A 13,150-nucleotide genomic window follows, 5' to 3' on the forward strand; every position below is an offset into this window, starting at 1 on the left:
GACTGTCTCCCCATGTCCCCGTGCCGCCGGACCTCCCGACGGTCTGGGAGCAAGCACACTCCGGACCGCGAGGGTGTGCCATGCGTAGATCTACCCATGGCGGGACGTGGCCAGACCGTCCCCACCATCGAGGAGGCCCATCCGGTGCGCGCGGGTGACGGCGCTCAGGCGGTCGCCGACGCGCAGCTTGCCGTAGATGTTGGACAGGTGCCGGTGCACCGTCCGCTCCGAGCAGCCCGCGAGTCGGGCGATGGTGTGCGCCTTGTGCCCGGCGGCCAGCAGGCGCAGCACCTGGGTCTCGCGGTCGGTCAGGTTCTTCGGGGGCAGGTGCTCGGGCTCGAAGAGCCGGACGAGGCCGGCGACGACGGGCTGCACGGCGCGCAGCAGTGCCAGGTCCGCCTCGTCGTAGTCCGCGCCGTGACGGCCGATGAAGAAGACGACGAACTCGGCGCCCGGCCGCACGGGGAGTGCCGCGACCTGGTTGATCCCCCAGATCTCCATGCTCCCGATGCACTTCGGCGAGCTCTGCCACCGGCCCTGGCCGCCGTAGGCCCGGCCGGCGGTCGTCGGCTCGAGGCTGCCGGCACGGAACCGGTCGATCAGGGGGTCCGGCCCGGCGTCGATGCGCATGTCCGCGCGCATCCGCGCCCGGGCCGAGGGGGAGGCCGACCGGCCGACCGCTCGCACGTCGTAGCCGAGGGGGGCGCCGTGGACCATCAGGCCCGCGCTGGAGCCGAGCCGGTCGATGAGCAGGTCGCTCAGGGCCCCGACTCGGGCATCGGCGGTGCCCGGCGCCTCGACCACTGTGGTGACGAGGTCCACGACCGTGGCGAAGGGATCGCCCCCGCTGTTGGTGACCACGGGGCCATTGTCGTGGCGCCCCGGGGGCAAGTAAAGACGTCATGGGCGAGGTGGACGACTGCTCGTCCACCCGGGTGACCACCGCTGGCACCATGGGGAGCATGGACGCCGCACCACCACCTGCCGAGCCAGACGCCACGGACTGGACCTTCGTGCTCGAGGCCGGGTGCCCCGAGTGCGGGTATGAGCTGCACGACCCCGTCCTGACGGGAGAGCGCCTGCGGGCCGCGGTCCCGCGCTGGGCAGAGGTGCTGGGCCGCCCGGACGTCGCGCGGCGGCCCAGCGAGCACGTGTGGTCCCCGTTGGAGTACGCCAGCCACTCCCGTGACCTCGTGGCGGTGCTCGGTGAGCGCGTCGACGCGATGCTCACGGGGAAGGACCCGGTGCTCCGCGACTACGACGGTGAGGCGGCAGCGGTCCGCGGAGAGTTCTGGGCCAACGAACCGGACGAGGTCGCGCAGCAGATCGCGGTCGGGACCGAGTCCACCGTGGCAGTCCTCGGTCGTGTCGAGGGCGACGACTGGGAGTGCACCGGTCGTCGCGGGGACGGGAGGCCCTTCACCGTCACCGAGATGTGCCGTTACCTGCTCCACGACGTGGAGCACCACCTGCACGACGTCCAGGGCTGATGGGACACGTCCGCGAGGTCGTCGCGACACTGCCCCCAGGGTCCTTCGCCTTCGTCATGGCGACGGGCATCGTCTCGATCGGGATGGACCAGCAGGGCTTCGTCCTCGCCTCCCGCGTCCTGCTCGTCATCGCCCTGGTGGCGTGGGTCCTGCTGCTCCTGGCCCTGGGGACACGGTGCGTGCTGTACCGCGAGCGGGTCATCGCCGACCTGCACGACCCCGTCGTGGCCTTCGGCTTCTTCACCGTCGTCGCCGGCACCGACGTCCTGGCCGTGCGCCTGGTCAACCAGTACTGGCAGGCCAGTGCCGCGATGCTCGCCTTTGCGGCGGTCGTCGGGCTCTTCCTCGGCTACGGCGTCCCCTGGGCCGCTGCCCTCGGACGGGCGGAGCGTCCCGTGCTCCAGCACGTCAACGGCACGTGGTTCATCTGGGTCGTCGCGAGCCAGTCCGTCGCCACCGCGGCGGCGAGCATCGAGCCGCAGGTCACGACGGGTCGGGCCGAGATCGCCGTCCTCGCCGTGGCCACCTGGTCGGTGGGCATCGTGCTGTACGCCGCCTGCGCGGTCTTCGTCGCCCTGCGGATCCTGCTCTACCCCTTCTCCCCGTCCGACCTCAACCCGCCGTACTGGGTCTCGATGGGCGCCATGGCGATCACCGTGGTCGCGGGCGCGAAGATCGTCGAGATGGAGTCGACGCCGATCATCGACGTCACCTCCGGGCTCATCGGCGGCCTGTCCGTGCTCGGCTGGGCCTGGGCGACGTGGTTGATCCCGGTGCTCTTCGCCGTCGGCGTGTGGCGCCACCTGCTGCACCGGATCCCGCTGACCTACGAGGCGACGTGGTGGAGCATCGTCTTCCCCCTGGGCATGTACGCGGTGGCGGGGATGTACATCGGGCGCGCCGACTCCCTTCCCATCGTCGAGGCGATCGGCTCCGCCTGGCTGTGGGTGGGCGCGTCGGCGTGGCTCTACGCGGCCGTGCAGATGGCCCGGTCGTCCTGGCGCCGACGTCATGACGCGGGCGTACGGTCGGTGGCATGACCACCCGTGACCAGGTCCATGTCCGCTCCGTCCGCGACGAGCCCGCCAGTGGCGACGGCCACCGGGTGCTCGTCGACCGGGTGTGGCCCCGGGGCGTGAGCAAGGAGGACGCCGCCCTCGACGACTGGCTCAAGGAGGTCGGGCCGTCCACCGAGCTGCGTCAGTGGTTCGGCCACGACCCGGAGAAGTTCGACGAGTTCGCGAGGCGCTACGAGAAGGAGCTCGCCGGCAACGAGGACTGGCAGACCCTGCAGGACCTCGTCGCCGAGCACGGCCGCGTGACCCTGCTCTTCGGCGCCTCCGACAAGGAGAACAACCAGGCCGTCGTCCTGCGGGACCTGCTCACCCGCTGACCGCACCCCACCGCGGCTGCTCGTGGAAGTGGTGCACCGGCCCCGCGCCGGCCCCGACCGCCAGGTCCTCCCCGTGGCGAAGGGCGTCGGTGAGCCAGTCCTTCGCCTCCCGGACCGCGGGGAGCCAGCCGTCGTGACGGGGGCGAAGGGCGGCGATCGCCGTGCTCAACGTACAGCCGGTGCCGTGGGTGGCCGTGGTCGCGATCCGGGGGGAGCGCAGCTCGACCATGTCACCATCGGCGGCGTCGAGCCACACGTCGACCGACTCCGGCCCCTCCAGGTGGCCGCCCTTGAGCAGCACCCGGCGGGACCCGGCGCCGGCAAGTCGCTGTGCCTGCGTGATCAGACCCTCGCGCGAGGTCGCCGGTTCCTCCTCCAGGAGCACGGCGGCCTCCGGCACGTTCGGTGTGATCACGTCCGCTCGGGCGACGAGCTCGCGCACCGCGGCCACGGCGTCGTCGGCGAGCAGCCGTGAACCCGAGGTCGCGACCATGACCGGGTCCAGGACGACCGGGACGTCCGCGAGCGGGCCCGAGTCGAGCGCCGCGTGCACCGCCTCGACGAGCTCGCTCGAGGCGAGCATGCCCACCTTGACGACGTCGATCGCGACGTCGGCGACGAGGGTGTCGACCTGCGCGCGCACGACGTCGACCGGGACCTCGTGGACGAGCGTGACCCCCCGGGTGGATTGGGCGGTCAGCGCGGTGATGACACAGGTGCCGTAGGCACCGAGCGCGCTCGCGGTCTTCAGGTCCGCCTGGATGCCGGCACCCCCCGAGGGGTCCGAGCCGGCGATGGACAGGACGACCGGGGGGCGGGGGAGGGGGACCGTCATGCGAGCACCGTAACGGTGTGGTTGTATCGAGGGACCCCCGCGGGAGCTCGGGCACGAGCTGAGATCGGACTGTCGCCGTCCGGACCGTCTGAACCTGTCCGGATCATGCCGGCGAAGGAAGAGGAGACGCAGACATGCGCGTACCCCGTGAGTCCGAAGTCCACCCCCAGCACCGTCGGGTCGAGGTCGTCGACCCCAACGACCCGACGGTCCGCGTCCCGGTCACCGCCATCTCGTTGGCACCCGCCCCCGACGGCACCCCCCACGAGGACGTGTACGTCTACCGCACCCGCGGCCCCGGGTCGGACCCGCAGGTCGGGCTGCCCGACCTGCGGGCGCCCTGGATCGAGGGACGCGGTGACGTCGGGACCTACCCCGGTCGTGCTCGCGACCTGGCCGACGACGGCCGCTCGGCCGTGCGCCGCGGAGCGGCCTCCCTGGCCTGGCAGGGACCGGAGCGGACCCCCCTTCGCTCCACGGCGGGGCGCACGGTCACCCAGATGCACTACGCCCGCCGCGGCGAGATCACCGCGGAGATGCGGTTCGTCGCCCTGCGGGAGGGCTGCTCACCGGAGCTGGTGCGGGACGAGGTCGCCGCCGGGCGGGCGATCATCCCGGCCAATGTCAACCACCCCGAGTCGGAGCCGATGGTCATCGGGCGGGCTTTCCTGACCAAGATCAACGCCAACATCGGCAACTCGGCGGTGACCTCGTCCATCGCCGAGGAGGTCGACAAGCTCACCTGGGCCACGCGCTGGGGCGCCGACACGGTCATGGACCTCTCGACGGGCGAGGACATCCACACCACCCGGGAGTGGCTCATCCGCAACAGCCCCGTGCCGATCGGCACCGTCCCGATCTACCAGGCACTGGAGAAGGTCGACGGGCATGCGGAGGCACTCACCTGGGAGGTCTTCCGGGACACCGTCATCGAGCAGTGCGAGCAGGGGGTGGACTACATGACCATCCATGCGGGAGTGCGCCTGCCCTTCGTGCCGATGACGGCCGACCGCGTCACCGGGATCGTCTCCCGCGGCGGCTCGATCATGGCCGGTTGGTGCCTGGCCCACCACGAGGAGTCCTTCCTCTACACCCACTTCGACGAGCTGTGCGAGATCTTCGCCCGCTACGACGTGGCCTTCTCCCTGGGCGACGGGCTGCGGCCCGGGTCGATCGCCGACGCCAACGACGAGGCCCAGCTGGCCGAGCTGCGCACCCTCGGCGAGCTGACGCAGCGGGCGTGGGAGCACGACGTCCAGGTCATGGTCGAGGGGCCCGGGCACGTCCCGATGCACCTGGTGCGGGAGAACGTCGAGCTCGAGCAGGAGTGGTGCCACGGCGCGCCGTTCTACACGCTCGGTCCGCTCGTCACCGACATCGCGCCCGGCTACGACCACATCACCTCGGCCATCGGCGCCGCCGAGATCGCCCGGTACGGCACGGCGATGCTCTGCTACGTCACGCCGAAGGAGCACTTGGGCCTGCCCAACCGGGACGACGTGAAGACCGGTGTCATCACGTACAAGATCGCGGCGCACGCGGCCGACCTGGCCAAGGGACATCCCGGCGCCCGGATGCGCGACGACGCCCTGAGCAAGGCCCGTTTCGAGTTCCGTTGGCACGACCAGTTCGCGCTCTCCCTCGACCCGGAGACCGCGATCGCTTACCACGACGAGACGCTGCCGGCGGAGCCGGCGAAGACCGCGCACTTCTGCTCCATGTGCGGACCGAAGTTCTGCTCGATGCGGATCAGCCAGGACATCCGGGACGCGTACGGCTCGGCGGCCGACCAGCGAGCCCTGATCGAGGCGGGCATGGCGGCGAAGTCGCGGCAGTTCGTCGAGCTCGGGGCCAGCGTCTACGTCCGCCCCGACACCGAGACGCCTGCGCGATGACCCTCGTGCCCGGACTGCCGCCCGCCGGACGGGCCGCCGTGCGCGGGGGCGTCATCGGCAACTACGTCGACCAGCTGAGCATCTTCCTTCCCGTCGTGGTGCTCGCACCCGCCCTGGCGACGCTCGCCGGTCCGCACGCCGGGGTCACCGCCGGTGCGTCGGTCATCGTCGCCACCCTCCTGGGCCGCCCGATCGGGTCCATGGTCTTCGGTCGGCTCTCCGACCGGATCGGGCGCACCCGCACGACCAAGGTGGCCATCGCGGGAACCGCGGCGTGCAGCCTGGCCATCGCGGTGGTCCCGACCCACGAGAGCATCGGCGTGCTCGCCATCAGCACCGTCGTGCTCCTGCGGTTCGTCGGTGGGGTTTTCCTCGCCGGCGAGTACACGTCGGCCATCCCGTTGGCGATGGAGTGGTCGGTGCCCCGGCGCCGGGGCCTCGTCTCCGGCCTGATCATGTCCATGGCCCCGTGGGCGCAGTCGACGATCGCCTTCGTCACCGCCGCCCTCATCGCGCTCCTCGGGCCGGAGACCTACGCCGCGTGGGGATGGCGCCTCGTCTTCGCCGCCGGGGGTGCAGCGGGTCTCGCTCTGCTCGGCTACTACTCCTCCCGCGTCGCAGACGCCCCCGACGTCGTGCGTCAGCGGGAGCGCACGGCCGACGAGGACGCCCCCGCGGCGCTCGGTCTCCGGGCCGTCCTCGGTGGCCACTACGCGGGCGCCTTCTGGCAGATGTTCGGCCTGATGACCGGTCTGTGGCTCATGACCAACATGGTCGTCATCCTCGCCGCCGGTCGGCTCGGGGCCGATGCCGGCCTGACCGGCAGCCGTACCGCGGTCGTCATGGGCGTCGCCGCCGTCGCCCAGGCGCTCGTGATGTCGGTGACCGGCCATCTGTCGACCGTCGTCGGCCGACGACGGTTCTTCATCACGTGGGGGCTCGTCGCCGCCGTCGCGGCACCCCTGCTGTGGTGGGGCACGGTCGCTGCCGGCGTCATCCCCGTCATCGTGGGGATCGCTCTGCTGCAGGTGATCACGGTGTGCGGCTACGGTCCCGTCGGCGCATACCTCTGCGAGCGCTTCCCCGCGCACGTGCGCTCGACCGGGTACGGGACCGCATACTCCCTGTCCATCGTCGCCCCGGCCCTGTGGCCCTGGTGGCTGCCCACGGTCGAGGGCGCCCTGGGCCATGATGGGTCGGTCGCCGCGGTCCTCGTGGTCGGTGGCCTGCTCGTCGCCGGCTGTGGCGCCCTGGGTCCGCGACTGGCCCCGGCGGAGCTGGACCGCGACGTCGAGAGCCTCGCCCGGGCGAGGGACGAGGCCCCGTCGGAGGCGGCGCTCGCCGGTGGTCACTCATGACGGCCGACCTACGCGCCGAGGTCACTACGGCGATCGCCCGGGTGCGGGAGCGCTCGCCCCTGGTGCACGGAGCCATCGGATCGGTGACCCGGGCCCTGGTCGCGGACGGCCTCCTCGCCGCGGGCGCGCGCCCGATGCTCACCGAGAACGTCGCGGAGGCTCCCACGCTCGTCACCGTCGCGGATGCGCTGCTGATCAACCTCGGCTCGTTGAGCGCCGACGGGATGGCCGGCTTCGTCCCCACGGCGCGGGCGGCGCACGAGCGCGGCATCCCGTGGGTGCTCGACCCCACGGCGATCGGGCTCGCGCCGGTGCGCACCCCGATCGCCCACGACCTGTGCGCGCTCGGTCCGACGGTGGTGCGGGGCAACGCCTCCGAGATCCTCACCCTCTCCGGCGGGGGCCGGGGCGGACGGGGCGCCGACAGCACCGCCACCCCCGACGACGCGGCGACCGCGGCCCGCCGCCTGGCCCAGGGACGGTGCATCGTCGCCGTCTCCGGCGAGCGCGACCTCATCACCGACGGAGAGCGCACGATCCGCGTCACGGGCGGATCGGCGATGCTCACCCGGGTCTCCGGGACCGGTTGCCTCCTCGGCGGGCTGACCGCAGCGTTGCTGGCGGTCGCCGCCGGCGGCACGCAGGCGAAGGGGGTCACCCCCTTCGCCTGCGCCGTGGCCGCCACCGCGCTGCTCACCGTGGCCGCCGACCGGGTGGGCGCCATGGGCCCCGGGAGCTTCAGGGTGGCGCTCCTCGACGCGCTCGACGCGGTGAGCGCCGCCGAGGTGGGCGATGGGGTGGGTCTTGCATGGGAGTGACCGACTGGCGCCTCACCCTCGTCACCTCCGGTGACGGCCAGGCGACCGTGACGGCCGCCGCCGCGGCTGCCGCTGCCGGGGCGGGTGTGGTCCAGGTGCGCTGCAAGCACCTGCTGGCCGGCGACCTCCTCACCCTCGTCACGGCCGTCGCCGAGGCCGTCGCCCGGGTGGCGCCCTCGACCCGGGTCCTCGTCAACGACCGGGCCGACGTCGCCCACGCCGCCCGCCGCAGGGGGGTTGCGGTCCACGGCGTCCACCTCGGGCAGGCAGATCTCCCCGTCGCCGAGGCACGCGCGCTCTTGGGGCCCGATGCGATCATCGGCCTGACCGCGGGGACACTCGACCTCGTCCGGCAGGCGGAGTCTCGGCGGGGCGCGGACCGTCCGGACTACCTCGGTTGCGGACCCTTCCGGCCCACCCCGACGAAGGACATCGGGCGTCCGCCGGTCACGCTGGCGGGCTACCCGGCCCGGGTGGCGGCCACGCGTCTGCCGGTGCTGGCCATCGGCGACGTGACCGTCGCGGACGTCCCCGCGCTCGCCGGGACCGGCGTCGCCGGTGTCGCGCTCGTCCGCGAGATCATGGGGGCCGGCGACCCGGCGGCGGTCACCCGCGCCTGTCTGGCGGCGTGGGGACGGTGACTCAGGCCCCCTTCGCCGCCATCTCGTCGTCGACGAAGACCGGTCGGGCCACGCGCAACCCGGCCACGGTGATGCCCACCCCGCTGAGCATGAGCAGCAGGAGCACGACGGTCCACCCGCCCGTGACGGCGCGCAGCACACCGACGACGAGCGGTCCGAGACCGGCGAGCAGGTACCCCACCGGCTGGACGAAGCCCGACAGCTGCGCCGTCACGCGCGGGTCCCGTGACCGGGCGGTGATCAGGGCGATCGCGGTCGGGAAGGCGAAGCCGGACACGCCCAGCAGCGCCGCCCACACCCATGGCAGGGCCGCCGGGGCCAGGAGCAGGCCGAGGTACCCGCTCGAGGCGAGCACACCGAAGGCGATCATCCAGACCGACAGGTGGCGGTCGCGGTCGATGACCGTGGGCATGAGCAGCCCGCCGAGGATCCCGAGCCCGGCGACGATCGAGGTGTACGCCCCGGCGGAGGTCGCCGAGAGCCCGGCGTCGCGGTAGATCTGCGGCAGCCAGCCGAACTGGACGTAGGCATTCATCGACTGGACCGCGAAGAGCGCGGTGAGCGCGATCGCGGTCGGCGAGTGGATCATGCGGCCGTTGACGACGCTGCCGGTCCGTCGGTGCACGCGGTCCTTGGCGCTGATCACCAGCCACGGCACGAGGGCGAGCAGGGCCACGACACCCCACATGCCGAGGGCCCCGCGCCACTGCCCCGGGGCGACCTGCGCCAGGGGAGCGGCGAGGAGCGGGCCCATCGAGCCACCGATGGTCAGGCCCATGCTGTAGACCGTCATCAGGCGCACGCCGCCGTCGAGCGAGTGGGCCTTGATCCACGCCGGGACGAGGACGTTGCCCAGGCCCATGCCGGCCAGGCCGATGGCCGTGAGCGCGATGAAGACGAAGGCGGAGTCGGTGAGTACCCGCAGGAGCAGCGTGACGACCAGGGCGGTGACCCCGATGGTGATGCCCTTGGACAGGCCGACCCGGTGGGCCAGTGCCACGGCGACGCCACCGGCGAGCGCGAAGGTGAAGCCGGGGAGCGCGGTGAGCAGACCGGCGAGCGTCGGGCCGAGGGAGAGGGCGGCGCTCAGCTCCTGCAGGAGCGGTCCGACCGAGGTGGCGCCCGGCCGCAGGTTGATCGAGATCAGCGCGACCCCGATGACGACGAGCACCGCGGGGAAGGGGGGACCCGGTCGGGTCTCGGGGCGCGTGCTCATCAGTCGGGTCTACCACCCGCGGGTGGTGGGCGCCCAACCGGTCCGCGGTGGGGCTCCGCCTAGGATCTGGCCATGCTCGAGCAGAGAGACCACCGCGTGCCGACGTGGGACGAGTACTTCCTGGGGATCGCCGACGCCGTCGCGGCCCGCGCCAAGTGCACCCGCCGTCGTGTCGGTGCGGTCCTGACGATCGAGCACCGCATCATCGCCACCGGGTACAACGGTGCCGCCCCCGGCGAGCCGGACTGCCTCGAGGGCGCCTGTCCGCGTGGGCAGCTCGACTACGAGGTCATCCCCGGCCTCGGTGACTACGACCGTCCCGGGACGCCCGGCTTCTGCATCGCGATCCACGCGGAGGTCAACGCGCTCCTCTTCGCCACGAGGGACACGAAGGGGGCGACGGCCTACATCACGGATCCGCCCTGCCCCGGGTGCCGCAAGGCGCTCGCCGCCGCCGGGATCATCCGCGCCGTGTGGCCGGGCGGGTCCCACGACCGACACGGCCTGACCCACTGGTCGTGAGTCGCTCGGGGGTGGGATGCTTCAGCCATGAGCACCGACGCGAGCATCCAGGACGCCCCGACGCCCGCCGGGGCCGTCGTCGCAGCCATCGACGGCAGCCACCGTGACCCCGCCGTCCTCGACTGGGCCGCCGCCGAGGCGGTGGCCGTGGGCGCCCCGCTCCACGTCGTCCACGCCGTCGATCTCGGCACTCCGCTGTCCGCGTACGGCGAGCTGCTGACCAGCCCCGACATCGTCGACAAGGTCGAGCAGGAGTCGGTGCGCGTGGCCACCGAGGCCAGGGAGCGCGTGACCGCGACCCACCCGGCCCTGGCCGTGACGATCGCCCTGCCCACGGGTGCCCCGGCAGGCGGCCTGCTCAATGCCGCCGACGGCGCGCGGTTGCTCGTCGTCGGCTCCGCCCGCAAGACCAAGGCCGAGCGGATCGTCCTGGGCACGACCTCGCTGAGCGTGGTCGCGCACTCACCCTGCCCCGTCGTGCTCGTGCCGGAGGACTGCGACGTCAGGGGCGACGGTCGTGTCGTCGTCGGCATCGACGGCAGCGAGCACAGCCGGTTGGCCTTCCAGTACGCCCTCGAGGCCGCGGCGCTGCGGGGCAAGACGGTCACGACCGTCACCTCGTGGAACGTCGAGGTCGTGAACGGCGTCGTCGTCACCGAGCCGGGCTCGACCGAGTGGGAGACGGTCGACAAGCGCTACCGCGACATGGCCGAGAGGACGATCGCCGACCTGCGCGCGGCCCACCCCGAGATCGACGTCTCCGTCGAGGTCCACCACGGCCGCGCCGCCGACACGCTCGTCGAGGTCGCCCAGGGCGCCGACCTGCTCCTCGTCGGCTCCCGCGGCCGCGGCGGCTTCCGCGGGATGCTCCTCGGCTCGGTCTCCCAGCGCATCCTGGGCCGGGCAACCGTCCCGGTCGGGGTGCTGCACAAGCACTAGACCGCTTCCTCCGGAGTGGTCAGGGGGGCGCTCCTGCCCCGGTCACGGGTCATGCCGTCGCGGGATGGCCAGCACGTCGTGGGCTGACCGGGTTGTCTCGCGCGGGCCGCGGCACGATCCGGCCACGCGCAGATTTCCCGGCCATGAACGGCGGACCCGGCCCGAAGCGTGCTGACGGGAGCGGACGAAGGGAGGGGGTGGCACGGCTCAGGCCGAAGTCCGGACCGGCACGGAGAGGCACCTTTGTGTACGCCACGAGTCCGGACTTCGCGCCAAGGGCCGCCCCCTCCCTTCGGGAGCGGACGCCTCGGACCTTCGGGAGCGGACGCCTCGGTGAGCGCCGGACCGCGGGCCCGTTCAGCCCGAGTGCTCGGCGTGGAAGCGCCGGATCGCCTCCGCGCCCTCCTCGGTGTCCTGGGGACGGTGGTCGGTGTCGCGCAGGACGAGGTGCTGCGCCCCCTTCGCCGCGAGCGCCTCGGCGACCTCGGTGTAGAGCGGCCACCGGTCACCGGTGATCACGAGCGTCGGCACGAGACGCAGGGTGTCCGCGCGCAGCGAGATCTCCCACGGTGCAGGAGTGGTGCGCATGCGCGCGGCAACCTCCTCGCAGGTGCCGGGATCGAGGTCCGGGGGCGGTGAACCCATGCCCGCTGCGAAGCGTGCGAGGAACTCCGGACCCCCCACCTCCGGGTCGTCGGCGAGCGCGAAGACGGGGGCGAGGGCCCGGATGTGCCGCTCGACGTGGCGGCCGCCGCGGGCGAGGTCGAAGCAGGCCGGACCGATGAGCACGAGGCTGCGCAGCCGGTCCGGGCGTCGTTGCGCGGCGAGCACGGCGGTCACCGTGCCGTAGGAGTGGCCGACCACGTGGCCGCGTCCGCCGAGGGCATCGATGACCCGGTCGGCGTCGCGCTCGGGCTGATCGGCTTGGCCGGTGCGCCGCAGGAAGACGTCGTCGGGGTTCTGGGCCTCGGCCTGCAGCGGCCAGGCCTCGGGCCCGCTGCGGCCACGTCCGTGGACGAAGACGGTCCGTGTGGTCGGAGTGAAGATCGGCATGTCAGGCCCTCGGTCGCAGTCGGCCGCCGGGCATGGCGGGAGCGGGAAGGGGGTCGGGCTGCCCCGTCTCGAAGGGGCCGAACCGCTCGGGGCCGGCGACCGGCTCGGTGCCCGTGCCGATCTCGCTCATCCACCGGTCCCGGGCGGCGACGATGTCGTCGTGGCTGCGGCCGACGAAGTTCCACCACATGACGATCTCCTCACCGAGGGGTTCGCCGCCGATGACGAGCAGGCGCGCACCCGTCGCCGAGCGCAGGGTGATGCGGGTGCCCCCGGGGGAGAGGTAGCCGACCTCGGCCGCCTCGAGGGTCTGCCCGTCGACGGTGACGTCGCCGTCGTCGAGGAGGACGGCGTGCTCGTGGCCCTCCGGGACGTCCAGGACGGTTTCGGCGTCGGCGTCGAGGAGCAGCTCCGCGCCGAGCAGCGGCGTCGGGGTCGTGATCGGGGACTCGATGTCGAGCAGGCTGCCGAGGAAGACACGGGCGATCCCGCCGGGGACGTACATCGGCTCGGGGACGTGGTGGACGAATGAGGGCTCGACCCCCCCGGCCCACCCGGGCAGCGCGAACCACAGCTGCACGCCGTGCAGGGTCGAGGTCTGCGGGGTGGAGAACTCGGAGTGGCTCACTCCCCGGCCGGCGGTCATGAGGTTCAGCTCGCCCGGCCTGATCGTCGCGTGCACGCCGGTGGAGTCACGGTGCTCGATCTCGCCGGTGAAGAGCCACGAGACGGTCGCCAGGGCGGTGTGCGGGTGCCGGGGGACGCTCATCCCGCCGGTGGTCGAGACGTCATCGGGCCCGTAGTGGTCGAGGAAGCACCACGCCCCCACGAGCGAGCGTGCGCGGGAGGGGACGGTGCGACGGACGTGCATGGCGCGCGGGCCGCCCAACGGCACCTCGCGCGGGATGAGGATCTGCAGGTGGGCCACCATCCCCACGCTACCCGCGTGCCCGGAGGAGCGTGCGGGGGTGGACACCGGCATTCACGCTG

General features: G+C 72.8%; 14 protein-coding genes and 1 riboswitch. Of the genes, 9 read left to right on the forward strand and 5 right to left on the reverse strand.

The annotated features are described in order from the left end of the window. Nucleotides 1–90: 90 nt before the first annotated feature. Nucleotides 91–861, reverse strand: coding sequence for a helix-turn-helix domain-containing protein (locus O9K63_RS15905; protein ID WP_277239439.1), 771 nt, complete (start codon nucleotides 859–861; stop codon nucleotides 91–93). 101 nt (nucleotides 862–962) lie between these two features. On the opposite strand from O9K63_RS15905, the gene O9K63_RS15910 reads away from it, so the two are divergent. From O9K63_RS15910 to O9K63_RS15920, 3 genes are read left to right on the forward strand one after another with little or no spacing between them, the layout of a single operon-like run. Continuing rightward, nucleotides 963–1,490: a DinB family protein gene (locus O9K63_RS15910; protein WP_277239441.1), complete on the forward strand. Its 528-nt coding sequence runs from the start codon at nucleotides 963–965 to the stop codon at nucleotides 1,488–1,490. Continuing rightward, a complete protein-coding gene (locus tag O9K63_RS15915) occupies nucleotides 1,490–2,530 on the forward strand; it encodes a tellurite resistance/C4-dicarboxylate transporter family protein (RefSeq protein ID WP_277239443.1) in 1,041 nt (346 codons plus the stop codon). Before O9K63_RS15910 ends, O9K63_RS15915 begins: the two co-directional genes overlap by 1 nt. Continuing rightward, nucleotides 2,527–2,883, forward strand: a complete 357-nt coding sequence (locus O9K63_RS15920) for a DUF488 domain-containing protein (RefSeq protein ID WP_277239445.1) — start codon at nucleotides 2,527–2,529, stop codon at nucleotides 2,881–2,883. The genes O9K63_RS15915 and O9K63_RS15920 overlap by 4 nt, the downstream gene beginning before the upstream one ends. Here the strand turns inward: O9K63_RS15920 and thiD are convergent. Continuing rightward, nucleotides 2,873–3,718: a bifunctional hydroxymethylpyrimidine kinase/phosphomethylpyrimidine kinase gene (thiD, locus tag O9K63_RS15925; protein WP_277239447.1), complete on the reverse strand. Its 846-nt coding sequence runs from the start codon at nucleotides 3,716–3,718 to the stop codon at nucleotides 2,873–2,875. The two genes, O9K63_RS15920 and thiD, sit on opposite strands and share 11 nt — an antisense overlap. A gap of 29 nt (nucleotides 3,719–3,747) precedes the next feature. After that, nucleotides 3,748–3,855, forward strand: a riboswitch (TPP riboswitch). On the opposite strand from thiD, the gene thiC reads away from it, so the two are divergent. From thiC to O9K63_RS15945, 4 genes are all read left to right on the forward strand, one after another. After that, nucleotides 3,853–5,613, forward strand: a complete 1,761-nt coding sequence (thiC, locus tag O9K63_RS15930) for a phosphomethylpyrimidine synthase ThiC (protein WP_277239450.1) — start codon at nucleotides 3,853–3,855, stop codon at nucleotides 5,611–5,613. (Overlaps the previous riboswitch by 3 nt.) Continuing rightward, on the forward strand, nucleotides 5,610–6,971 hold the full coding sequence (locus tag O9K63_RS15935) for an MFS transporter (RefSeq protein ID WP_277239452.1): 1,362 nt from the start codon (nucleotides 5,610–5,612) through the stop codon (nucleotides 6,969–6,971). Before thiC ends, O9K63_RS15935 begins: the two co-directional genes overlap by 4 nt. After that, complete coding sequence (locus tag O9K63_RS15940; protein WP_277239454.1) at nucleotides 6,968–7,789, forward strand: hydroxyethylthiazole kinase; 822 nt, start codon at nucleotides 6,968–6,970, stop codon at nucleotides 7,787–7,789. Before O9K63_RS15935 ends, O9K63_RS15940 begins: the two co-directional genes overlap by 4 nt. After that, nucleotides 7,780–8,430: a thiamine phosphate synthase gene (locus O9K63_RS15945; RefSeq protein WP_277239456.1), complete on the forward strand. Its 651-nt coding sequence runs from the start codon at nucleotides 7,780–7,782 to the stop codon at nucleotides 8,428–8,430. Before O9K63_RS15940 ends, O9K63_RS15945 begins: the two co-directional genes overlap by 10 nt. Nucleotide 8,431: 1 nt before the next feature. On the opposite strand, the gene O9K63_RS15950 is transcribed toward O9K63_RS15945, so the two are convergent. After that, on the reverse strand, nucleotides 8,432–9,646 hold the full coding sequence (locus O9K63_RS15950) for an MFS transporter (RefSeq protein WP_277239459.1): 1,215 nt from the start codon (nucleotides 9,644–9,646) through the stop codon (nucleotides 8,432–8,434). 72 nt (nucleotides 9,647–9,718) lie between these two features. Between O9K63_RS15950 and O9K63_RS15955 the strand changes: the two genes are divergently transcribed. Further along, complete coding sequence (locus tag O9K63_RS15955; protein ID WP_277239461.1) at nucleotides 9,719–10,168, forward strand: deoxycytidylate deaminase; 450 nt, start codon at nucleotides 9,719–9,721, stop codon at nucleotides 10,166–10,168. A gap of 27 nt (nucleotides 10,169–10,195) precedes the next feature. Then, entirely contained in the window at nucleotides 10,196–11,107 is a 912-nt protein-coding gene (locus tag O9K63_RS15960; RefSeq protein WP_277239463.1) for a universal stress protein, read from the forward strand. 357 nt (nucleotides 11,108–11,464) lie between these two features. On the opposite strand, the gene O9K63_RS15965 is transcribed toward O9K63_RS15960, so the two are convergent. Next, nucleotides 11,465–12,160, reverse strand: a complete 696-nt coding sequence (locus O9K63_RS15965; protein ID WP_277239465.1) for an alpha/beta fold hydrolase — start codon at nucleotides 12,158–12,160, stop codon at nucleotides 11,465–11,467. Nucleotide 12,161: 1 nt separating this feature from the next. Further along, nucleotides 12,162–13,091, reverse strand: a complete 930-nt coding sequence (locus O9K63_RS15970; protein WP_277239467.1) for a pirin family protein — start codon at nucleotides 13,089–13,091, stop codon at nucleotides 12,162–12,164. Nucleotides 13,092–13,150 lie beyond the last annotated feature (59 nt).

The sequence above is a fragment of the Janibacter cremeus genome (assembly GCF_029395675.1).
Classification (GTDB): Bacteria; Actinomycetota; Actinomycetes; order Actinomycetales; family Dermatophilaceae; genus Janibacter; species Janibacter cremeus_A.